Source organism: Salinicola sp. CR57, from assembly GCF_003206585.1.
GTDB classification, from domain to species: domain Bacteria; phylum Pseudomonadota; class Gammaproteobacteria; order Pseudomonadales; family Halomonadaceae; genus Salinicola; species Salinicola lusitanus.
This window is the reverse complement of the sequence record NZ_PZJL01000001.1, coordinates 544026-565110: the sequence shown is the minus strand read 5'-3', so window position 1 is coordinate 565110 and position 21085 is coordinate 544026. Positions and strand designations below refer to the sequence as shown.

At 61.3% G+C, this 21085-nt stretch carries 20 protein-coding genes; 9 read left to right on the top strand and 11 right to left on the bottom strand.

All coding sequences use genetic code 11. The annotated features are described in order from the left end of the window. Positions 1 to 1125 carry an MltA domain-containing protein gene (locus DOM56_RS02610; protein WP_110601708.1) on the bottom strand — a complete coding sequence of 375 codons (1125 nt, stop codon included), beginning with the start codon at positions 1123 to 1125 and terminating at the stop codon, positions 1 to 3. Between the two features lie 186 nt (positions 1126 to 1311). On the opposite strand from DOM56_RS02610, the gene pdxY reads away from it, so the two are divergent. The 5 genes from pdxY (at position 1312) to DOM56_RS02585 (ending at position 5695) form a co-directional block, all read left to right on the top strand. Beyond that, entirely contained in the window at positions 1312 to 2184 is an 873-nt protein-coding gene (pdxY, locus tag DOM56_RS02605; protein WP_110707347.1) for a pyridoxal kinase PdxY, read from the top strand. Next, positions 2165 to 3052, top strand: coding sequence for a DUF72 domain-containing protein (locus tag DOM56_RS02600; RefSeq protein WP_110707346.1), 888 nt, complete (start codon positions 2165 to 2167; stop codon positions 3050 to 3052). The genes pdxY and DOM56_RS02600 overlap by 20 nt, the downstream gene beginning before the upstream one ends. Before the next feature lie 184 nt (positions 3053 to 3236). Further along, positions 3237 to 3638: a MerR family DNA-binding transcriptional regulator gene (locus tag DOM56_RS02595; RefSeq protein WP_110707345.1), complete on the top strand. Its 402-nt coding sequence runs from the start codon at positions 3237 to 3239 to the stop codon at positions 3636 to 3638. A 70-nt stretch (positions 3639 to 3708) separates the two neighbouring features. Next, positions 3709 to 4092 (top strand): nuclear transport factor 2 family protein, encoded by a 384-nt coding sequence (locus tag DOM56_RS02590; RefSeq protein ID WP_110707344.1) that lies wholly within the window; start codon positions 3709 to 3711, stop codon positions 4090 to 4092. Positions 4093 to 4624: 532 nt separating this feature from the next. Next, positions 4625 to 5695: a hypothetical protein gene (locus tag DOM56_RS02585; RefSeq protein WP_110707343.1), complete on the top strand. Its 1071-nt coding sequence runs from the start codon at positions 4625 to 4627 to the stop codon at positions 5693 to 5695. A 237-nt stretch (positions 5696 to 5932) separates the two neighbouring features. Here the strand turns inward: DOM56_RS02585 and DOM56_RS02580 are convergent, their stop codons facing one another. Further along, a complete protein-coding gene (locus DOM56_RS02580) occupies positions 5933 to 6460 on the bottom strand; it encodes a hypothetical protein (protein ID WP_110707342.1) in 528 nt (175 codons plus the stop codon). Positions 6461 to 6869: 409 nt separating this feature from the next. On the opposite strand from DOM56_RS02580, the gene DOM56_RS02575 reads away from it, so the two are divergent. The 3 genes from DOM56_RS02575 (at position 6870) to DOM56_RS02560 (ending at position 9265) form a co-directional block, all read left to right on the top strand. Beyond that, positions 6870 to 7499, top strand: a complete 630-nt coding sequence (locus DOM56_RS02575) for a hypothetical protein (RefSeq protein ID WP_110707341.1) — start codon at positions 6870 to 6872, stop codon at positions 7497 to 7499. Between the two features lie 83 nt (positions 7500 to 7582). Continuing rightward, entirely contained in the window at positions 7583 to 8302 is a 720-nt protein-coding gene (locus DOM56_RS02570) for a hypothetical protein (RefSeq protein ID WP_110707340.1), read from the top strand. Positions 8303 to 8710: 408 nt separating this feature from the next. Beyond that, positions 8711 to 9265, top strand: a complete 555-nt coding sequence (locus DOM56_RS02560; protein ID WP_110707339.1) for a hypothetical protein — start codon at positions 8711 to 8713, stop codon at positions 9263 to 9265. 11 nt (positions 9266 to 9276) lie between these two features. Here the strand turns inward: DOM56_RS02560 and DOM56_RS02555 are convergent, their stop codons facing one another. The 8 genes from DOM56_RS02555 to DOM56_RS02520 all read right to left on the bottom strand — a co-directional run bounded on the left by DOM56_RS02555 (position 9277) and on the right by DOM56_RS02520 (position 19878). Continuing rightward, complete coding sequence (locus DOM56_RS02555) at positions 9277 to 10176, bottom strand: hydroxymethylglutaryl-CoA lyase (RefSeq protein WP_110707338.1); 900 nt, start codon at positions 10174 to 10176, stop codon at positions 9277 to 9279. Position 10177: 1 nt separating this feature from the next. After that, positions 10178 to 12352, bottom strand: a complete 2175-nt coding sequence (locus tag DOM56_RS02550) for a biotin carboxylase N-terminal domain-containing protein (protein ID WP_110707337.1) — start codon at positions 12350 to 12352, stop codon at positions 10178 to 10180. After that, positions 12349 to 13176 carry an enoyl-CoA hydratase-related protein gene (locus DOM56_RS02545; RefSeq protein ID WP_110707336.1) on the bottom strand — a complete coding sequence of 276 codons (828 nt, stop codon included), beginning with the start codon at positions 13174 to 13176 and terminating at the stop codon, positions 12349 to 12351. Before DOM56_RS02545 ends, DOM56_RS02550 begins: the two co-directional genes overlap by 4 nt. Positions 13177 to 13321: 145 nt before the next feature. After that, a complete protein-coding gene (locus DOM56_RS02540; protein WP_110707335.1) occupies positions 13322 to 14929 on the bottom strand; it encodes a carboxyl transferase domain-containing protein in 1608 nt (535 codons plus the stop codon). A 74-nt stretch (positions 14930 to 15003) separates the two neighbouring features. Further along, the gene (locus tag DOM56_RS02535; RefSeq protein WP_110707334.1) at positions 15004 to 16173 is read right to left on the bottom strand and encodes an isovaleryl-CoA dehydrogenase; all 1170 of its coding nucleotides are present in this window, start codon (positions 16171 to 16173) and stop codon (positions 15004 to 15006) included. 149 nt (positions 16174 to 16322) lie between these two features. Further along, positions 16323 to 16790: a MaoC/PaaZ C-terminal domain-containing protein gene (locus DOM56_RS02530; protein ID WP_110707333.1), complete on the bottom strand. Its 468-nt coding sequence runs from the start codon at positions 16788 to 16790 to the stop codon at positions 16323 to 16325. 27 nt (positions 16791 to 16817) lie between these two features. After that, positions 16818 to 18488, bottom strand: coding sequence for an acyl-CoA synthetase (locus DOM56_RS02525; protein ID WP_110707332.1), 1671 nt, complete (start codon positions 18486 to 18488; stop codon positions 16818 to 16820). A 4-nt stretch (positions 18489 to 18492) separates the two neighbouring features. Next, the gene (locus tag DOM56_RS02520; RefSeq protein ID WP_110707331.1) at positions 18493 to 19878 is read right to left on the bottom strand and encodes a GntP family permease; all 1386 of its coding nucleotides are present in this window, start codon (positions 19876 to 19878) and stop codon (positions 18493 to 18495) included. 321 nt (positions 19879 to 20199) lie between these two features. On the opposite strand from DOM56_RS02520, the gene DOM56_RS02515 reads away from it, so the two are divergent. After that, positions 20200 to 20625, top strand: a complete 426-nt coding sequence (locus tag DOM56_RS02515) for a hotdog fold thioesterase (protein ID WP_110707330.1) — start codon at positions 20200 to 20202, stop codon at positions 20623 to 20625. A gap of 40 nt (positions 20626 to 20665) precedes the next feature. Here the strand turns inward: DOM56_RS02515 and DOM56_RS02510 are convergent, their stop codons facing one another. Then, complete coding sequence (locus DOM56_RS02510) at positions 20666 to 21010, bottom strand: helix-turn-helix domain-containing protein (protein WP_232822141.1); 345 nt, start codon at positions 21008 to 21010, stop codon at positions 20666 to 20668. Positions 21011 to 21085: the final 75 nt, after the last annotated feature.

Here is a 21085-nt window from a genome sequence, read left to right as displayed (position 1 = left end):
TCATTTGGGCATCAGCACCCACATCTCGCCCCGCTGTTTCATCCGGCTGGCGGCCTCGCCGGCGGCGTCGCCGTGGCCCCAGTAGAAGTCGGCGCGCACCGCGCCCTTGACCGCGCTGCCGGTGTCCTGAGCCACCATCAGGCGCTGCAGCGGCTGGTTGGAAAGCGGCTGGGTAGTGGAGAGGAACACCGGCGCGCCGAGCGGGATCTCGTCGGGGTCGACCGCGATGCTGCGCTCGGAGGTGAGCGGCACCCCCAGCGCGCCCACCGGGCCGCTGGTATCGGCCAGCGCTTCGCTGCCCTTGAGCTCGCGGAAGAACACCATGCGTGGATTGACGTTGAGCATCTCCTCCACCTGGCCCGGGTGGCGGCGGGCCCAGTCGCGCACGCCGGGCAGCGTGGCCTGGGCGGGCGTGATCTCGCCGCGGTCGATCAGGCGCTTGGCGAAGGAGCGGAACGGCTGGTTGTTGGTGCCGGCGTAGGCCACCCGCATGGTGGTGCCGTCGGTCATTTCGACGCGGCCGGAGCCCTGAATCTGCAGGTAGGCGGCCTCCACCGGGTCGTCGACCCACACCAGTTCGGTGCCATCGAGATCGCCGCTGCGCATCAGTTCGGCGCGGGTCGGGCCGACGTGGGTGTGTCGCTTCCAGTATTTCGGGTACTGGTAGAGCGGCGTCTGGTAGGGCCCGCCGCGCACGCGGGAGCCGCGCAGGATCGGTTCGTAGTAGCCGGTGATCAGGCCGGTCGCGCTGCCGTCGCTGTTGGTCACGCGATACGGCACGAAACGGCTCTCGAAGAAGTTCTGGATCGCCAGCGCATTGAGCGGATCGACCGACCGGGCGTCGTGGCAGACGCTCTTCCACGTCGGCTTGCGCTCGAGCCGCTTGCAGCTCTCCCGGAATGCGCTCCATGCCGCCATCGGTTGGTCCCGGTTCCAGCCCGGCAGGTGGTGCCAGGTGGTCTTGCGCGCCGGCTGTTCGACCCGCGCCTCCGGGCTACCGCTTGGTGCCGGGGTCATGACCGGACCGCTGGAGCAGCCCGCCACCAGTAGGGCGAAAAAGAGAGCGGCCAGCAGCCAGGAGAAGCGGAGTGACGATGCGCGCTGGCGCGGGGCGCTTGAAAGCATGCAGATTCGATCCTTGAACACGATGCACAGACGAAGGCGGATGAACGGGACGATGGGTAAAAGCTGGAGCGAGCATATCGCCGCCGCTCGATGGCGTCGAGCGAGGTATCGACCAAAGACAGCCGCTGCAAGTTCCTTCCCCCTCGCATTACACTGTGCGCTTTGCTCTCGCGGCAGGACCGTCTCATGACCCATGTCATCTCCATTCAGAGCCACGTCGCCTATGGCCACGTCGGCAACCGTGCCGCCGTGTTTCCGCTGCAGCGGCTGGGGCTGGAAGTCACCGCCATCAACACCGTCCAGTTCTCCAACCACACGGGCTATGGCGCCTTTACCGGCGATGTCTTCAGCCCGGACCATCTCAGGAACGTGCTGGATGGGGTCGAATCGCTGGTCGGGCTCGACGATGTCGACGCCCTGCTTTCCGGCTACATGGGCGACGAAGGCATCGGCCGCGCCGTGCTGGATAGCGTCGACCGGGTCAAGCAGGCCAATCCGCAGGCGCTCTACTGCTGCGATCCGGTGATGGGCGACGTTGGGCGTGGCTTCTTCGTCCGCGAGGGGATTCCCGAGTGGATGCGCGACCACGCCATCGCCCGCGCCGATATCGTCACCCCCAATCAGTTCGAGCTCGCCTTCCTGGCCGGGCGCGAAGTGAACACCCTGGAAGACGCCCTCGCCGCCGCTGCCGCGCTACGCGCCAAGGGCCCCAGGGTGGTGTTGATCACCTCGCTGGAAGTCGCGGGTGACGACCAGCGACACATCGGCATGCTGGTGGACGCCCCCAGTGGCAGCTGGCGGATCGCCACGCCCAAGGTCGACTTCGCCATCGCGCCCAACGGTGCCGGCGACTTCACTGCCGCGATGTTCCTCGCCCACAGCCTGCGCGCCGGGCTCACCGAAGAAGGCCCCGCCCGCGCCCTGGAGCAGACCGCCGCCGCGGTGCAGATGCTGTTCGAACACACCCGCCGCGCCGGCACCCGCGAGCTGGCTATGATCGCCGCGCAGCAGGATATCGTTTCACCGACCGTCACTCTTCATGCCGAACGTCTCAGATAATCTCGCCACGACCCATGAACCCCCGCTCTACCTGGGCATGGCGATGTGGGCCAACACCGACTGGCAAGGCAGCCTGCTACCCGCCCACGGCGACGTGGAGCTGCGCGACTACGCCAGCGTGTTCAACGCCGTGGAGGGCAATACCACCTTCTACAGCGGCATTCCCAAGGCGGAGACGGTCGCGGCCTGGGCCGAGCAGGCGCCCGAGACCTTTCGTTTCTGCTTCAAGCTGCCCAGCCAGCTGACCCACGGCAAGCGCCTGCGCGACATTGACGATGAGTTCGAACGCTTCATCGAACGCCTCTCACCGTTGAAAGATCGTCTAGGGCCGATCATGGTCCAGCTACCCAGAGATTTCGGCCAGGGCGAGCTGCCGACCCTCGAGCGATTACTCACTCACTGGCCACGGGAGATACCCTGCGCGGTCGAGGTCCGGCACAGTGATTTTTTCCACAAGGGGGCACCAGAACAGGCATTCAACCGCTTGTTGATAAGTCAAGACGCCAATCGGGTCATGCTCGACGTGCGCGCGCTCTTTGCCACACCCCCAGGGCTTGACAACCGGCTCGCCAAGGCGCAGGGCGAAAAGCCGAAAGTCCCATTACACGTGCTCTGCACGGCGGTCAATCCCGTTATTCGATTTATCGGGCACTTCGACGAAGCCATTAACCTGGCCCGTTTCGAACCGTGGATAGAACGCCTCACCCTGTGGATAAAACAGGGGAAAACCCCTTTTCTCTTTGTGCATACACCGGATAACCGCCAGGCGCCGGAACTGGCACGAAAGTTCTACAGTCGTATCGCCGAACGGATCGAATTGCCGCCGTTGGCCGAGTTCCCGGGAGAGCGACAGAATTCGCTGTTTTAGACAAATCTGAAACAGGCTGTTGATAACTCGAGCACGCTTCTTCGACCCCATGTCGCCCATCACGCATGGTCAGTGAACGCCTGTCCGCGGTGCCAATGCGTGGGGGATACTCCGCTTAAAGTTGATCTTCACGTAAAGGTTAAACGGCGCTAGGGTAGGGAAAATCAGAAAAGAGAATAACGTTGTGTCCGGCCAGACCTACGCCATTGGCGAACTCGCGCAACACTTCGATGTGACCACCCGCACCATCCGCTTCTACGAGCAGGAGGGCCTGCTCTCCCCCGAGCGGCGCGGCAAGACCCGCGTCTACCACGAGAAGGACCGCGTTCGCCTCAAGCTCGCCCTGCGCGGCAAGCGTCTCGGTTTCTCGTTGATCGAGATTCGCGAAGTGCTCGACCTCTACGACACCCGCCACGACGGCAGCATCCGCCAACTCGAGCGCCTGCTCGAGATCCTCGCCGACAAACGCGCCAATCTCGAACGCCAGCTCGAAGACATCCGCATCATGCAGCGCGAGCTGGATCAGGTCGAAGAACGGTGCAAAGGTGCATTGGGAGAGTTGAAGGCGGCGGAAAAGGGTCACTGAGCGCTAGTTGGTACACACGGTTCTGCTCTGCGGCTTCTTCGATGGTAGTCAATCTGCACGGAGCAACGGCATGCAACATGACCTGGAAGCCAACAAGCGCAATGCGATCGCCTTCTATCGCACGGCTTATCTCGGCAACCCTACCCTTTCCGTCGAGACGTACGTCGGCGCCGATTACATCCAGCACAACCCGGTAGTGGGTAATGGAAAGCAAGCGTTCATCGACTACTTCACGGCAATGGCTGAGCAGTATCCCGGGAAAGAAATCGAGTTCGTGCGCGCGGTGGCCGAAGCCGATCTGGTATCTCTACACACGCACCAGACCTGGCCCGACGGCGATGAGTACGTCACGATGGATTTTTTCCGTTTCGACGACAACGGCAAGATCGTAGAACACTGGGATTCCATTCAAAGAATTCCAGATGAAACCAAGAATGGAAACCCGACGTACTGAGCTCCGGCGGGCTAGCGCTTCAATCTGGCCATTCACGTGACGGCAAGCGGCCAGTGACCCTCCTACTTCCTGAATGATCTTCGGCTTCTGACGCAACAACGCCGGCCTCTTAAGCCACGGTTGATTAATGCTTTCGTGGCGTTGTTTATAATGTAATGCTTGGTTACTGTGCGTAGAACAGCACGAGAGATGGCTTACAGAGTCACAAGCTTATAAGGGAAAGCCGCGCTGGGATGGGGGGATCATCTTCATCCTCCTTGGCTGGCGGTAGCGTGGCTGCCGTCGCCAATAGCCAACCAGACGATCCAGCGCCACATGCCTGTATCTGTGTACAGCCATATCGGACCGAGCAAAACGCGTAGGCATGCGAATTCTGAAAAGCATGCCTGATTATTCTGAATGTTATTAAAAATCAATGAGTTAGATGCGAAAGTCCAGGCTACATAAGGTTGTTGAACGCGCGAGTTTGTTCAAGTGGCAAAACGAGCGCGCCATCTAATACCTGTTATGTTCTTCAGCTCTGAGAGATCAAATGGCAACGGAAGATATTGATAGGCTAAACGCAGAGTGGATTTCCTTAAATGCTTTCAGAGGATTAACCAAAATCGCCTCTGGAGGCGATATGGTGAAATCAACTTATGACAATGCCTTGCAGCTCGGCGGAGAAGTTTATCCTGAATTGCTTGGAGATGAGGTCAGCTTGCTCAAAAGAGAGCGAGAAAGTGATACGACGAAAGAGTACAGACAGAAAGCTGAGTTATGCTCCATCAGGGATGGAAAGAAAGTCCTAGCTTTTGATTTAGTTTCTTCAGATATAATTGAGTACGAAGGTCTTTTATCGATAGCTGAGGGTCAAAAAAACAATCAAAAAGTTGATCAGTTGAAGAGGAAGCTTGCGCAGTTTTACAAGTCCAAAAAAGAACTTGATCCAGAAGATCATAGCGAGAACCAGCTAATCTTTAGAGATGCCTATAATGTCTCAAGGGTTATACCTAGCATCGCCAGTGGTCATGGACACAGAGATTTTGAGCTGCCAAACGGTAGAGTACTAAGGCTAAGAGTTCTTCACCCTGATAGGGTGGAACATATAATTGGTGCGGATCTAATTTATGAACGACATTACCCTAGAAATGAAACGGTCTCTGTCGTAGCGGTACAGTATAAAATTTGGAAAGATAGGAAACTATATTTGTCTGATGAGCGCATGCTGGGTCAGATTGATAAAATGAGAAATTTCTTGTGCGAGAAAAGCATATGTGAAGCTGCCAAGGAAGATCATGGATACAGATTCCCTTGCTGCTCTGCTTTTATCAGACCGACGGATAAGTTGCAAAAGGCTGACCAAAAATTTCTCTCAACCGGAGAGCATCTTCCAATTTGCAAAATCGACGAGTGCGCAACTCACGGTGATCGCGGCGGAAGGAAGCTTGAATACGACAAAATAAAGGAAATATCGCTTTCTAGTGAGATTTTTGAGTTTTTATTTAACAAGGGAAAGATTGGATCTCGGGAAATGACATATTCTGAGTTAACCGCTCTTTACAGCCATTTCTTGGAAGATGCGTCTAGGGAGCGAGTTATAGTCTATGCTCAGGAAGTCTAAACATAATAATCGCAGGCACAGCGACGGCTTTTTCGTTGCGGCTTCGCCTTCACTACAAAGCCGCGCGTGCTGCGGGCGTTATCGCACACCAAATCCACCAAGTCGCTAAAATTTTATCGAGATAATTAGTCCAGTCATTGCAAAAAGTACCACGCTAATGGCTAATAGCTTCGTCGTATCAACAAGACTAACCGTTTCCAATAGCTTGTGAGCTTGGAAAAATAAATATTTCATGGCTTATTCGCTCTCGGTTAGGAGGTCTGCGGCACCAACTTCTTGCGCTCGGGCGTAAAGAGCATTGAATTTCCCTTCTTGGATATGACCATCTTTGTAGTGCTTCATAATTATCTTGTGTGGGTTGTAAATGAGAATAAAACTAAATTCCCCACTAGCACCGGGTCGGGTTGAGATGAACCCCAACTCTTCGAGTTTTTTCATCCGCTGTTTCCAAGTGGTAGTTGCTCTCTGGCCGCTGAATCCACTTTCGAACGCCATTTGTTCCATGCTCTTGATTTCAAGCATGGACTCGTCAAACACACGGCACCACAAGCCGAGGTACACACTTGACACAGGCTTACCCTTGTCGGCTAAATCATCCATAATTTGCAATTGGTATGGCATGGTTCTGGGCAGAGTCGTAAAACCATCATGCTCTTTACGATTCCATAGGTCCTCAATTTCGAGGTCAGGCCAAAATTGGGTCCGAAGGTCTACCCACTTCTTCTTCATTTTGGTTGCTCTGGTGTTTCGTTGCTTCGCATTCATTGTAATTTCCTCAGGTCGGGCATCAACAATTACCATTATCCGTTAAAATTCTTTCAAAACAACGACTTATATGGTTACGAATAAAGCTGCATTTGTGGAATGGCGCTATAAATATTTTTTAGCGTGAAACATATGATACAACTCAACATGCGAGTTGTAGAATGCAATGCCGAAATCAAGCAAGTTACCTAGATAAATCAACGGGTTAAGTGGCGAGCGTCGTGCTCACTGTGCTCAATGTGCTAATGTGCTCCTTGTGATCCGGTGCTCCTGGGGGTTACAGGGGGGAGGTCGCCAAAATGAGACCAGAAAGCCATAACAAGCGGCTCATGTTCGCAGCCTTCGGCTGCCGGACGCTCGCAAGCTCGCGCCGCATAGCCGGGCGTTACGTGTCCAGTCGGAGGAAAATATGAGCACATATCCTCAACGTGTTGCAGACAACATATTACCTCTATCGTTGGCAGGAACGCTTCCTGAAGCATTTAAAGAATGGTATTTCACGGAGAATATGGAGGATCACGAACTAGCGGAAGAGGACTGCGAGCTATGTGGTCAGGAACAGCTTAGGTACCACTTTGAGATAAAAAATAGAAATACCAACCAACGTTTGTGGGTTGGATCAAGCTGCATTTTGAAGTTCCAGGTTCAGGTCTTTGATAATGGCGCTTTGCTAGATGCAAAAGGTTCAGCTAAAAAGCTTGAAGAGCTTAAAAAGAAGATGAGGCTTGAGTCTTGTATTCAGGCACTCAGAAAGCTTGCCGCATCAGAAGACAACGACATACTCTCCAATGCGCTAGATTTTTACCTAAAAAACAAATACCTGACCCCGAAGTTTGCATTTGTTGTATTTTGGCGTTTGAACAGCAAAAAAATTGATCACAGCCCCTCATTTTTTAAGGTAAGCTTGAAAAAAGATAAATATAAGAGGGATTTGGCACAGATGCCTCTGGATCGGGTTCATATGATCTGGCCTGCCCTATCAAGTAGTCAGCGAAAGCTTGCAGTATCATATGGACATTCGGCACCTAGCAGCACTTAACAAATGTAGGCTGTAGGACAAATTACTCGCTGTGCTCCTAATTTGCCGCAGCTACAGACGTTAGCGTGAAGGAGAGAAACGATATGGATCAATCTGAGAACTTTAGTAAAGAAGGAATCGCTTTACAGAACTCTCGTGCCGATTATGTCGCTTCTGCTGCAAAGTCTGCACTTGGTATTGTTCCTTTTGCTGGGTCATTACTTGCAGAAATTGCCGGAAATGTAATACCAAATCAGCGAATAGATAGAGTCGTAAAATATGCGGAAGCTCTCGAAAGCAGGTTGTCGAAAATAGAGCAGGACGTTGTTAAACAAAATATGTCTGATGAGAATTTTACAGATTTGGTTGAGGAAAGCTTGAGACAAGCTGCGAGATCGCTAACTGATGAAAGACGAGATTACATATCATCGCTTGTTTCGAATAGTATCTCTTTAGATGATATAGAACACTATGAGTCCAAGCATTTACTTCGTATTCTCGGTGAACTTAATGATATTGAAATTATTTGGTTGAGATTCTATTTAAATCCCGTTATGAGCGGTGATGCAGAGTTTCGGGAGAAGCATGATCACATACTCAATCCAGTTGCGGCACACCTTGGATCAGCTCAGCCAGAACTCGATAAGTCTACACTACAGAATAGCTATAAGGAGCATCTTGCATCCCTCGGTTTGCTAGAAAAGGACATTGATATGGATACGTCGAGTCGAGGGGTGAAGCTAAAAACCAAGGGCTACAAAATTACCTCGCTTGGCAGGCTATTACTTCGAGAGGTAGGGTTTAGTAATGAACGACTGCGCTAACAATCGGCTGCATAGCGACCGATTTTCCGCCGCTTCGCGGCTCCAAACCGGCGCGTGAGCCGGGCGTCCGATTACTTAGCCGCCAGCGCCAAGCCCACCTTTGACCGATTCGGCTTGCCAGATGTTCTGGGTTATCCACACCCCTATTTCTGCCGACTTATCCAAGTCCACGTCGCTGTCGATGCCCAAGCCATTTAGCAGGTAGCTCACGTCTTCCGTCGAGACATGGCCAACGATGCCTGAGCCATAGACCCATGCGGCTACCTTTACGCATCGCTGCATGCGCTTTCATCTGTCGGCTTCAACTGATGAGGGCTCGCAATTTTTCGATCCCTGCACCAACCTGAAACTCTGGCTGCCAGCTCGCGCAGTCACGACCATGCACGTGGGATCAACCGAGTACTGACGATGGATTGGCTGACATTCATTTCGAGCCTCGTCCGGTCGCTGGCTTGGCCGGTGTTCGCCCTCATTCTCGCGCTTCTCTTCCGCGACCAGATTCTGCAGTTTGGATCCTTCATCAAGAAGCTGCGGGCCGGGCCTATCGAGGCTGAGTTCGAGCACGACCTTGAGCAGTTGCGCTCGCTATCGCCAGGTAGGGATGACGTCGTCGGTGTGCGTGCTGGTGAAGAGGAGACATTTCTCACCGAGCTGGCCGAGCGCCATCCCCGTACGGCGATACTGGAGGTGTGGACTCGACTGGAGCGCGCGGCCCGCGCATCGCTATCGTCACAGGAAAGCGGTGAGCGGGGCCCGGGCGAGGTATCAGCAACTCGGCTGCCGGAACTGCTCGTAAGGGCAGGGCTAATCGATCAGCCGCAGGTCACGCTGTATCACGAGCTTCGGCGTCTGCGTCGCGAGGTGGCTCGCGATCTGGAACCGACGAAAGAGGCGGCACGCACCTACGTCGAGTTGTCTCTAGCGTTTGAGTCTCAGCTAGATCGTGCAGCCCAGAGCGGTTGATCCACGCATGATTAGCGCGCCGCCAGCGCTACCCCCACCCTCGACCGATTCGGCTTGCCGATCGTCTGTGTTATCCACACCCCTGTCTCTGCCAACTTATCCAGATTCACGCCGCTGTCGATGCCGAGGCCGTTGAGCAGGTAGATCACGTCTTCCGTGGCGACGTTGCCGGTGGCGCCCTTGGCGTAGGGGCAGCCGCCGAGCCCGGCGACGGCGCTGTCGATCACGCTGATGCCCTCTTCGAGCACGGCGTAGAGATTGGCCAGTGCCTGGCCGTAGGTATCGTGGAAGTGGGCGGCGAGCTTGTCCCTGGGGATATCGCGGCCCACGGCATCGAGCAGGCGCTTGGCCTTGAGCGGGGTGCCGACGCCGATGGTGTCGCCCAGCGAGATTTCATAGCAGCCCATCTCATAAAGCGCCCGGGAGACCTCGGCGACCCGCTGGGGGGCGACCTCGCCTTCGTAGGGGCAGCCGAGCACGCAGGAGACATAGCCGCGCACGCGCACGCCGGCTTCCCGGGCGCGTTCGACCACTGGTTCGAAGCGGTCCAGGGATTCGGCAATCGAGCAGTTGATGTTCTTGTGGGAGAACGCTTCGCTCGCCGCCGCGAAGACGGCGACCTCCTCGACTCCGCATTCGAGCGCGGCTTCCAGCCCTTTGAGATTGGGCGTTAGCGCGGAGTAGACCACACCCGGCCGGCGGCGAATGCCGGTCATTACCTCGCGGTGATCCGCCATCTGCGGCACCCATTTGGGCGAGACGAAACTCGCCGCTTCGATCCGCTTGAGCCCCGCCGCGCCGAGCCGCTCGATCAGTTCCAGCTTGGCGGCGGTGGCGATGGGCTCGGCTTCGTTCTGCAGGCCGTCGCGCGGGCCGACTTCGACGATACTGACCTGTTTCGGCATTGCCATGTCAGTTGTCTCCACGCGTATCAGCGCCGGCGTCGGTCATCGCCTCGGCATTGGTGAACGCGAGCAGCTCATCCCCCTGCGCCACGGCGTCGCCCACCGCGACATGGAAGGCTTCCACCGCACCGTCGGCGGGGGCGCTCAGGGTGTGCTCCATCTTCATCGCTTCTACCACCACCAGCGGCGTGCCTTTCTCCACTGTCTGTCCGGGTTCGACCAGCAGCGCCACCACGGTGCCGTGCATCGGCGCGGTCAGCTTGGCTTCGGCCTCTTGCGGCAGATGGTCGGCGCGGTCGGCGCGGCGCCAGATCAGGCGCGACTCTTGACCTGCGGCGGTGAGCACGATGGCGTCGCCTTCGCTGGCCGGGTCGAGCCGGGCGAAGAGGCGCTGGCGATGGCCATCCAGGGTGAGCGCCAGGGTGTCGTTGTCGAGGCGCTGGCACTGCCCGGCGAGCCGGCTGGTCTCCTCGCCGCCGCGCTGCACCTGAAGCTGCCAGGTCGCCTGTGCTGGCTCCTGTGCCAGATCCTGAGTCAGCGCCTGGGTGGCGATCACCTCGTATGCGCCACTGCCGTCGGTCTCCTGGAAGGCGAGACGTAGCCGGCGCGGTGCGTTGAGCCGCCAGCCGTCGCGACGTTGCCAGGGGTCGTGGGTGCGCGGCGCTCCGTCGATGTGGTCCCCGGCGAGCTGATCCCTCGTAAGCTGATTCATGGCGAGCCGATCTATGGCAACCAGGGCCGCGCGGGCGATATCGGCATCGGTGGCGTGGGGCGCGGCGAACAGGTCGTCGTGATGGTGCTCGATGAAGCGGGTATCCAGCCTGGCGGCGATGAAGTCCGGGTGGGTCACCAGCCGCTGCAGGAAGCGGCGATTGGTGGTCACGCCGCTGATATCCAGCGCGGCCAGGGCGCGGGCCATTTCGGCCAGGGCCTGGCCGCGATCCTCGCCGTGGACGATCAGCTTGGCCAGCATCGGGTCGTAGTGCATGGTCACCGTGTCGCCGGCCTCGACGCCGCTATCTAGGCGGATGCGGCCGTCCCGGCCCTCCAGCGGCAGCGCAAAGCGCAGCAGCTCGCCGGTAGCGGGGAGGAAGTCGTTGTCCGGGTCTTCGGCGTAGAGCCGTGCTTCGATGGCGTGGCCGGTGAGCGTCAGTTCGTTCTGCGCCTTGGGCAGCGCCAGGCCGGCGGCGACCCGTAGCTGCCACTCGACCAGATCCTCGCCGCTGATCATCTCGGTGACCGGGTGCTCGACCTGCAGCCGGGTGTTCATCTCCATGAAGAAGAACGGCGAGCCGCTCCCCTGAGCGGTTTCGGCGGCGGCATCCAGCAGGAACTCCACCGTGCCGGCGCCGCCATAGCCGATCTCCTGGGCGGCGCGCACCGCGGCCTCGCCCATCTCGCGACGCAGCGCCTCGGGCAGGTGGGGCGCAGGGGCCTCTTCGAGCACCTTCTGGTGGCGCCGCTGCACGCTGCAGTCGCGCTCGAACAGGTAGACGCCGCCCCCGAGGCTGTCACAGAACACCTGCACTTCGACATGGCGTGGCTGGGTCAGATACTTCTCGATCAGCATGCGCTCATCGCCGAAGGCGGCGCGGGATTCGCGGCGGCAGCCATCGAGCGCCGCCTGGAACTCGCGCTCGGACTCGACCACCCGCATACCCTTGCCGCCGCCACCGGCGCTGGCCTTGAGCAGCACCGGGTAGCCGATCTTGCCGGCCTCTTCCCGCAGCAGGGCATCATCCTGCGCTTCGCCGTGATAGCCGGGCACCAGTGGCACGCCGGCTTGGGCCATGCGCGCCTTGGCCGCGGCCTTGTCGCCCATGGCGGCGATGGCGCTGGCCGGCGGGCCGATGAAGATGATATCGGCGGCGTCGCAGGCGGCGACGAATTCGGCGTTCTCGGAGAGAAAGCCGTAGCCCGGGTGGATGGCGTCGGCACCGCTGCGCTGGGCGGCGGCGATGACCTTGTCGATGGCGAGATAGCTTTCGCCGGCCGCCGCCGGGCCGAGGCGGATCGCTTCGTCGGCCTCGCGCACGTGGCGGGCGCGGGCGTCGGCATCCGAATAGACCGCGATGGTGCGCAGGCCGAGGCGCCGCGCGGTGCGGATCACCCGGCAGGCGATCTCGCCGCGGTTGGCGATCAGCACGGCGCGCAGCGGACGGGGCGCAGTGGCGAGACTCATGAGCGCGGCTCCTTGTCGCCGCCGCTGGCTGCGAGCCAGGCGGGCGGGCGTTTGTCGAAGAAAGCGGCCAGCCCCTCCTGGCCTTCGGCGCTGACCCGCAGCTCGCTGATGGTGCGGCACGCGGCCTCGCGGGTGGCGTCGCTCTCCGGTTCGCGGGCGATCTGCGCGAGCAGCGCCTTGGTGGCGCGCTGGGCCTGTGGGGAGGCAGCGAGCAGGGTGTCGATCTGGCGGTCGATCTCTTCATCCAGCGCGTCGCCAGCCACCACCTGGTGCACCAGCCCCAGTTCGCGGGCGGTGACGGCGTCGATCACCTCGGCGGTCAGCGCGTAGCGGCGCATCTGGCGGGCGCCGATGGCGCGCTGCACGTAAGGCCCGACCACCGCCGGCGAGAGGCCGATCTTGACCTCGGAGAGGCAGAAGCGCGCCGCCATTGATGCGATGACCAGATCGCAGCAGGCGGCCAGCCCCACCGCGCCGCCATAGGCCGCACCCTGCACCCGGCAGAGCGTGGGGCAGGGCAGGGTGTCGAGCCCGTGCATCAGGCGCGAGAGCTGGCGCGAGTCAGCCAGGTTGTCGTCGACGCTGTAGTCGACCATGCGCTTCATCCAGGCGAGATCCGCCCCTGCCGAGAAGTGCTTGCCGTGGGAGCCGAGCACCACCACCCGCACCTCGCCGCTCGCAGCCAGGGCGTGGAGCTGTTCGAGATGGGCGTTGAGTGCGTCGATCAAGGCGTCGTCGAAGGCGTTGTGCACCGCGGGGCGGTCCAGCGTCAGCCGCGCGACGCCGCGAGAGTCGATGTCCAGTTGGCAGTGATGGGTGCTCATTTAGCCGTTTCCCTCTATCCGCTAAAGGTGGCGAGCGATGCTCAGGCGAGGCAAAAATCGGCGAAAAGACGGAGTTTACGAGCGTGTAAATGAGTACTTTGAGCCGATTTTTAACAAAGCATGAGCGAGCGCAGCCCCTTTAGGATTACATCCTGAAGACGCCGAAACGCGTCTCTTCGATCTCTGCGTTCATTGCGGCGGAGAGCGCCAGGCCGATCACATCGCGGGTCTGCAGCGGGTCGATCACGCCGTCGTCCCACAGCCGGGCGCTGGCGTAGTACGGGTGCCCCTGGCGCTCGTACTGTTCGCGGATCGGCGCCTTGAAGGCGGCTTCCTCGTCTTCCGGCCAGTCGCTGCCGTCGCGCTCCATCTGTTCTCGTTTCACCTGCGCCAGCACGTTGGCGGCCTGTTCGCCGCCCATCACCGAGATGCGCGCGTTGGGCCACATGAACAGCAGGTTGGGGTCATAGGCGCGGCCGCACATGCCGTAGTTGCCGGCGCCGAAGCTGCCGCCGATCAGCACGGTGAACTTGGGCACCTTGGCGCAGGCCACGGCGGTGACGAGTTTGGCGCCGTGCTTGGCGATGCCCTCCTGCTCGTACTTGGAGCCGACCATGAAGCCGGTGATGTTCTGCAGAAAGATCAGCGGGATCTGGCGCTGGGCGCAGAGTTCGATGAAGTGCGCGCCCTTCTGCGCGGACTCCGAGAACAGCACCCCGTTGTTGGCGACGATACCCACCGGGTGGCCGCACCAGTGGGCGAAGCCGGTGACCAGGGTATCGCCGTAATAGCGCTTGAACTCGTCGAAGTCGGAGTCGTCCACCAGCCGCCCGATCACCTCGCGCACGTCATACGGCTTGCGCAGGTCGGTGCCGACGATACCGTAGAGCTCCGAAGGGTCGAGCCTCGGCGGGCGGGATTCGCGCAGCGCCAGTTCGCCGCGCTTGTGCCAGTTGAGCCGGGAGACCGCGCGGCGGGCGAGCTGCAGCGCATGGGCGTCGTTCTCGGCGTAGTGGTCGACCACGCCGCTGATCTTTGCGTGCACGTCCGCGCCACCGAGATCCTCGGCGCTGATGGTCTCGCCGGTGGCGGCCTTCACCAGCGGCGGGCCGCCGAGAAAGATGGTGCCCTGATTGCGCACGATGATCGATTCATCGGCCATCGCCGGCACGTAGGCGCCGCCGGCGGTGCACGAGCCCATTACCACCGCGATCTGCGGGATGCCCGCGGCGGAGAGCGTGGCCTGGTTGTAGAAGATGCGGCCGAAGTCGTCGTGGTCGGGGAAGACCTCGTCCTGCTCCGGCAGGTAGGCGCCGCCGGAGTCGACCAGGTAGAGGCAGGGAAGGCGGTGCTTGCGGGCGATCTCCTGGGCGCGCAGGTGCTTCTTCACCGTCAGCGGGAAGTAGGTGCCGCCCTTGACCGTGGCGTCGTTGGCGACGATCACGCACTCCACGCCGCTGACCCGGCCGATGCCGGCGACCACCCCGGCGGCGGGCACCGGAGTGTCGTAGACCTCGTGGGCCGCCAGCGCGCCGATCTCGAGAAAGGCCGCTCCCTCGTCGAGCAGCTGGTCGATACGCTCGCGCACGAACAGCTTGCCGCGGGACTCGTGCCGGGCGCGCGCCTTGTCGCCGCCGCCCCGGGCGATCTCGGCGCTCAGCGCGTGGAGTTTGTCGACCTCCGCCCGCAGCGCCTGGGCATTGGCCTGGAAGGCCTCGGCGCGGGGGTTGATCTGGCTACTTAGTATGGCCATGGAAATCCTCTTACGAGCTACGAGCTACGAGCTACGAGCAGTTCGAGGCTCGAAGCCCGAAGCTCGATGCTGATTTATGCCGATTCCGCGAACAGCTCGCGCCCGATCAACATCCGCCGAATCTCGCTGGTGCCGGCGCCGATCTCGTAGAGCTTGGCGTCGCGCAGCAGCCGCCCGGTGGGGTACTCGTTGATATAGCCGTTGCCGCCGAGCAGCTGGATGGCATCCAACGCCATCTGGGTCGCCTTCTCGGCGCAGTAGAGGATCACCCCGGCAGCGTCCTTGCGGCTGACCCGGCCGCGGTCGCAGGCGCCGGCCACGGCGTAGAGATAGGCGCGGCAGGCATTGAGCGTGGTGTACATGTCGGCAAGTTTGCCCTGGATCAGCTGGAACTCGCCGATCGCCTGCCCGAACTGCTTGCGCTCATGGACGTAGGGCACCACCACGTCCAGACACGCCTGCATGATGCCGATCGGGCCGGCGGCGAGCACCGTGCGCTCGTAGTCGAGCCCGCTCATCAGTACGCGCACGCCGCGGTTCTCCTCGCCCAGCACGTTCTCCGCCGGCACCTGGCAATCCTCGAACACCAGCTCGCAGGTGTTGGAGCCGCGCATGCCCAGCTTGTCGAGCTTCTGCGCGGTGGAGAAACCGGCGAACCCCTTCTCGATCAGAAAGGCGGTAATGCCCTTGGCGCCGGCCTCCGGGTCGGTCTTGGCGTAGACCACCAACACGTCGGCGTCGGGGCCGTTGGTGATCCACATCTTGTTGCCGTTGAGTACGTAGTGATCGCCGTGTCTGTCGGCGCGCAGACTCATCGAGACTACATCCGACCCGGCACCGGGCTCGGACATCGCCAGCGCCCCGACATGCTCGCCGCTGATCAGCTTGGGCAGGTACTTGGCCTTCTGCTCGGCGGTGGCGTTGAGCTTGATCTGGTTGACGCAGAGATTGGCGTGGGCGCCGTAGGAGAGCCCCACCGAGGCGCTGGCTCGGGAGATCTCCTCCATGGCGATGCAGTGGGCCAGGTAGCCCATGCCGCTGCCGCCGTCTTCTTCGCTGACGGTGATGCCGAGCAGGCCCATGTCGCCGAACTTCTGCCACAGGTCCGCGGGGAAGACGTTGTCGTGGTCGATCTGGGCCGCGCGCGGGGCGATCTCGTCGCGGGCGAAGGCGTTGACCTGCTCGCGCAGCATGTTCAGCTCGTCGTCGAGGCCGAAATCGAGTTCGGTGTAGGGGGCGTGCATCGGATGATCCTCCGCTGTCGATGGACGAGAACGCCGGGGCGCGGGCGAATGGCCTCGCAGGTGTTCTCCGCTTTATACGTTGACGTTAACGTCAATAATCAGATGCGGCTAGAGCCCCTCGACCATGGTCTAGGCTCTTCGAGAAAGATCTAGGATCGTCGAGCCTCCTCCGGCACCGCCGCCCGATTCAGCAGCAGGATCTTGCCGTCGGCCTCGGCGACGATCTCGTCGCGCTGGTTGCGGCAGTGCCCCGCCAGCACCGCAATGCCGCCCTGATGGTGAGGTTTGGCGATCAGCTCGGCGATGCGCCACTCGGTGGTCAGGGTGTCACCGGCGAGGACCGGGGCCAGAAACCGGCAGTCGTGCGCCAGGTAGGCCACCGCGGTGGCATAGAAATACATGCCGATGGAAGCGGTCATGTAGGCCGAGGTCATCGGCCCGTGCAGGATGCGCTGGCCGAAGCGTGTCTGCTGGGCGAAGGCGTCGTTGCTGTGCAGCGGGTTGAAGTCGCCGAACAGACCACAGGCCTGGACGATATGCGCCTCGGTGATGGTCAGGGTCTGGCCGAAGGTGTCATCTACGGCGATCTCGTCAAAGGCGTTACCGACAAAGTTCATGCGTCTGCTCCCAGGGGTGAGGCTGGCTCACGGGGTGTCGTCCTGCTCGAGGGTTCTCAGCGCTTTGCGCACGATCTTGCCGGTGGCGGTCATCGGGAACGCTTCGACGAAGTGGATCTCGCGCGGGTATTCGTGGGCCGCCAGGCGCGAGCGCACGTGCTGCTGCAGCGTCTCCACCAGCGCCGGGGAAGCGTCCCAGCCTTCGGCGAGCACCACGTAGGCGGCGACGATCTCGGTGCGCAGCTCATCGGGCTTGCCCACCACGGCGGCCATGCGCACCGCCGGATGGCCCAGCAGGCAGTTCTCGATGGGGGCAGGGCCGATGCGATAGCCGGCGCTGGTGATGACGTCGTCGTCGCGGCTGAGGAAGGTGAAGTAGCCCTCGGCATCGCGCCGGCCCATGTCGCCGGTCAGCAGCCACTCGCCGACGAACTTGGCCGCGGTCGCCTCCGGCTTCTGCCAGTAGTGCAGAAACATCACCGGGTCCGGCGCGCGCACCGCGATATACCCGGTCTCGCCGTCGGCGAGCCGTTCACCCTCGGCGTCGACGATGGCCAGCTCGTGCCCCGGCACCGCCTTGCCGATCGCCCCCGGGCGGTGCACGCCGAGCGCCGCGCAGGCCGAGAGCACCATGTTGCACTCGGTCTGGCCGTAGAACTCGTTGATGGTGAGCCCGAAGGTCTCCTGCCCCCACGCCAGCAGCGCTTCGCCCAGCGACTCGCCACCGCTGGCGACGCTGCGCACGTCGAGCTGCCAGCGGCGTTGCGGCTGCTCGACCCGGCGCATCAGCTTGAGCGCGGTCGGCGGCAGGAACAGGTTGCGCACGCGGTGGCGCTCGATCAGCGCGAACGCTGCCTCCGGCGAGAACTTGAGCATGCGGTGGGCGACGATCGGCACCGCGTGGTAGAGCGCCGGCAGCAGCACGTCGAGCAGGCCGCCGATCCAGGCCCAGTCGGCCGGGGTCCACAGGCGGTCACCGGGCTGCGGCAGCAGGTTATGGGACATCTCCACCCCTGGCAGGTGTCCCAGCAGCACCCGGTGGCCGTGCACCGCGCCCTTGGGGCTGCCGGTGGTGCCGGAGGTGTAGATGATCAGCGCCGGGTCGTCGGGATGAGTGTCGCGGGTGACGAAAACCTCGCTGGCGGCGGCCAGCTCGGCGTGGAAATCGAGCGCGTCAGCGGTGGCGCGCCCCGGTTCGGGCACGGCATCGACGGTGTAGATCGCCTGCAGCGCCGGTAGCTGGTGGCGAATCTCGTCGAGCGTCGCCAGGCCGCGCGCGTCGCTGACGATGGCGCGCATGCCGCAGTCGGCGAGCCGGTGATGCAGCGCCTCGGGGCCGAACAGGCTGAACAGCGGCACCGCGATTGCCCCCAGCTTGAAGCATGCCAGATGCGCCAGCGCGGTCTCGTGACGCTGGGGCAGCAGCACCCCGACCCGGTCGCCGGGCTGAATGCCCTGGGCGACCAGGCTGTTGGCGAGTCGGTTGGCGCCGCGCTGGAGCTCGGCGAAGGTAACCTCGCGGGTGCTGCCGTCGTCGCCGATCTCGATCATCGCCAGGCGCTCCGGGTCCTCCGCCCAGCGGTCGCAGCAGACGCTGGCGATGTTGAACCGTGCCGGCACCTCCCACGCGAAGGTGGCGTGGAGGCGGTCGTAGTCGAGCCCTGCTGTCAGCAGTGCGCTGGGGTGGGCATCGTTCATCGGCTCAGAAACTCCCGAACAGGGTGCCCAGGGTGATCACCGCGACCAGCGTGATCATCGGCACCACGATGGTGACCGCGGCGATGTTGGGGTAGGCCTGGCGATGGGTGAGGCCGCAGATCGCCAGCAGCGTGATCACCGCGCCGGAGTGGGGCAGGGTATCCATGCCGCCGGCGGCGATGGTAGCGACCCGGTGCAGCAGTTCGGGGTTGAGACCGACCGCATTGGCCATGCGCAGATAGTCGTCGCCGAGCACGCTGAGGGCGATGCTCATGCCGCCGGAGGAGGAGCCGGTGACCGCCGCCAGCACGTTCATCGAGACCGCCTCGGAGATCAGCGGATTGCCCGGCGCCAGGCTCAGCACCGCATCGCGGATGATGACGAAGCCGGCGAGGCTGGCGATCACCGCGCCGTAGCCGACCTCGGAGGCGGTATTGAACACCGGCAGCATCGAGCCGAAGCAGCCCTTGTTGATGGTCTCCTTGAGATCCACCCAGTGGCGCCAGCGGCTGACGACCAGCCAGGCGCAGGAGATCAGCAGCGCGATGATGATCGCCCACAGCCCGAGCATCGAATTGGGGTCGAGGGCGCCGAAGCGTTCTTCCGGCAGCTGCGAGAAATCGAGACTCGGCAGAATCCAGTAGGTCAGCAGGCCGTTGAGCAGGATCACCATCACCAGCGGGGTGAAGGCAGCGACGGTGCCGATGACGGGCACTTCGGCGATATCGATCTTTTCGTTGGGGTGATGCCCGTAGCCCTCGCCCTGGCGCATCGCCTTGCTGGCACGGGACTGCAGCCACCAGGTGCCGAGGCCTAGCATCATCGCGCCGGCGATGATGCCTAGCCCTGGTGCTGCGAAGCTGGTGGTCTGGAAGAACGGGATCGGGATCGCGTTCTGGATTGCCGGCGTGCCGGGGAGCGCGGTCATGGTGAAGGTGAACGAGCCCAGGGCGATGGCACCGGGAATCAGTCGCTTGGGCGTGCCGGTCTCGCGGAACAGCGCCGCACCGATGGGGAAGACCGCGAACGCCACCACGAACAGCGACACGCCGCCGTAGGTGAGAATGGCGCAGGCCAGCACCACGGTCAGCACCACGTGGCGGGTGCCGAGGCGCTTGATGATCCAGTTCGCGATGGCATGCGCCGCACCGGAGTCGGCCATCAACTGGCCAAACAGCGCGCCGAGAATGAACAGCGGGAAGAACTTGATCAGATAACCGCCGAGCGCACTCATGAAGGTGCTGGTATAGATCGGCAGCAGCAGCCCGGCTTCCCCGGACAGCAGTACCGCCAGCGACGCCATCAGCGGTGCCAGCAGCAGCACGGTGATGCCGCGATAGGCGAGGACGATCAGCAGGATCAGCGAGACAACGATAGCCAGTGTGCTCATGTGTCGATGGCCTTGGTCGGAGCTCCGGCACCATGGCGGGTAGCGAGAGCATTGTTGTTGTGGATGGAGGTTGTTGTGGATGGACGTTGTTGTGAAAGGGCGTTGTTATGGTTGAGCGTTGCTGACAACGAGGGTTGCTGTGGATAAGTAGTGGGTAAGTCCCGGTAAGGGTGTGAATAAGCACGCCTGCCCGCTTCGGGACCACATGGGACGAGATGACGATAGGTATTGATTAACGTTAACGTCAACGTGTTAATACGAGAACTAGCCTAAAGAGGGAGGCGTCGGCCTCCTTCGCTGTCTTCACCGGAGATCCCTGCCATGTCGATCTGGAAACGTCCCGCTTCCCTGGAAGCCCTCGCCACCCAGTGCCAGCAGACGCTGGTGGCGCATATCGGGATCGAGTTCATCGAGCTGGGTGATGACTGCCTGCGCGGGCGCATGCCGGTGGATGATCGAACACGCCAACCCTACGGGCTGCTCCACGGCGGCGGTTCGGTGGTGCTGGCGGAGACGCTGGGCAGCATTGCCGCCAACCTGTGCCTCGCGGACCCGAACAAGATGGCGGTGGGCCTGGAGATCAACGCCAACCATGTGCGCGCGGTGCGTGAAGGCTGGGTCGAGGGGTGCGCCCGGCCGCTGCACCTGGGCAGCACCACTCAGCTTTGGGAGATCCGCATCGAGGACGAGCGTGGCCGGCTGGTGTGCATGTCGCGGTTGACCATGGCGGTGGTCAATCGGGGGTGACTCACTGACGCCGCCAACGTAGAGCCGAACGAGCGGGTGGCTACGCTTCGCGCTTTTCCAGCATGGTGGCGATCATCTCGGTGTGCCGGTCTCCCCAGCTGCATAGTGGCCTGAGTGCTTCGCACAAGCTGTGGCCAAGCGGCGTCAGTGCGTAATCCACGCGGGGAGGAATCTCCCCGTGATCCGTCCGCGACACGACGCCATCCCGCTCCAGCATCTTGAGCTGCTGAATCAACATCTTGTGACTGATGCCTCGGATGCTGCGCTTTAGCTCGCCATAGCGCAGTGAGCCACCCGCCAGGAAGTGGAGGATAAGCGGCTTCCACTTGCCGCCCATGACATGGAGCGTGGCGTCGAGACCACAGATGAAAGGGGAGGGTGCCAAGGTTTTCTCGTTCATTTTGATACTTACCAAAAGGTGCATACTTGTAGAAAAGAATGCTAATTCTTAACCTGCCTC

Bases quoted from the DNA above. Each gene is read 5' to 3' on its own strand.
- DOM56_RS02600 (WP_110707346.1), top strand. From the start codon at position 2,165: ATGCCGAACGTCTCAGATAATCTCGCCACGACCCATGAACCCCCGCTC.
- DOM56_RS02535 (WP_110707334.1), bottom strand. From the start codon at position 16,173: ATGCACGCCCCCTACACCGAACTCGATTTCGGCCTCGACGACGAGCTG.
- DOM56_RS02570 (WP_110707340.1), top strand. From the start codon at position 7,583: ATGGATCAATCTGAGAACTTTAGTAAAGAAGGAATCGCTTTACAGAAC.
- DOM56_RS02520 (WP_110707331.1), bottom strand. From the start codon at position 19,878: ATGAGCACACTGGCTATCGTTGTCTCGCTGATCCTGCTGATCGTCCTC.
- DOM56_RS02550 (WP_110707337.1), bottom strand. From the start codon at position 12,352: ATGAGTCTCGCCACTGCGCCCCGTCCGCTGCGCGCCGTGCTGATCGCC.
- DOM56_RS02575 (WP_110707341.1), top strand. From the start codon at position 6,870: ATGAGCACATATCCTCAACGTGTTGCAGACAACATATTACCTCTATCG.
- DOM56_RS02525 (WP_110707332.1), bottom strand. From the start codon at position 18,488: ATGAACGATGCCCACCCCAGCGCACTGCTGACAGCAGGGCTCGACTAC.
- DOM56_RS02585 (WP_110707343.1), top strand. From the start codon at position 4,625: ATGGCAACGGAAGATATTGATAGGCTAAACGCAGAGTGGATTTCCTTA.
- DOM56_RS02560 (WP_110707339.1), top strand. From the start codon at position 8,711: ATGGATTGGCTGACATTCATTTCGAGCCTCGTCCGGTCGCTGGCTTGG.
- DOM56_RS02545 (WP_110707336.1), bottom strand. From the start codon at position 13,176: ATGAGCACCCATCACTGCCAACTGGACATCGACTCTCGCGGCGTCGCG.
- DOM56_RS02555 (WP_110707338.1), bottom strand. From the start codon at position 10,176: ATGGCAATGCCGAAACAGGTCAGTATCGTCGAAGTCGGCCCGCGCGAC.
- DOM56_RS02530 (WP_110707333.1), bottom strand. From the start codon at position 16,790: ATGAACTTTGTCGGTAACGCCTTTGACGAGATCGCCGTAGATGACACC.
- DOM56_RS02610 (WP_110601708.1), bottom strand. From the start codon at position 1,125: ATGCTTTCAAGCGCCCCGCGCCAGCGCGCATCGTCACTCCGCTTCTCC.
- DOM56_RS02515 (WP_110707330.1), top strand. From the start codon at position 20,200: ATGTCGATCTGGAAACGTCCCGCTTCCCTGGAAGCCCTCGCCACCCAG.
- DOM56_RS02580 (WP_110707342.1), bottom strand. From the start codon at position 6,460: ATGAATGCGAAGCAACGAAACACCAGAGCAACCAAAATGAAGAAGAAG.
- DOM56_RS02540 (WP_110707335.1), bottom strand. From the start codon at position 14,929: ATGGCCATACTAAGTAGCCAGATCAACCCCCGCGCCGAGGCCTTCCAG.
- DOM56_RS02590 (WP_110707344.1), top strand. From the start codon at position 3,709: ATGCAACATGACCTGGAAGCCAACAAGCGCAATGCGATCGCCTTCTAT.
- pdxY (WP_110707347.1), top strand. From the start codon at position 1,312: ATGACCCATGTCATCTCCATTCAGAGCCACGTCGCCTATGGCCACGTC.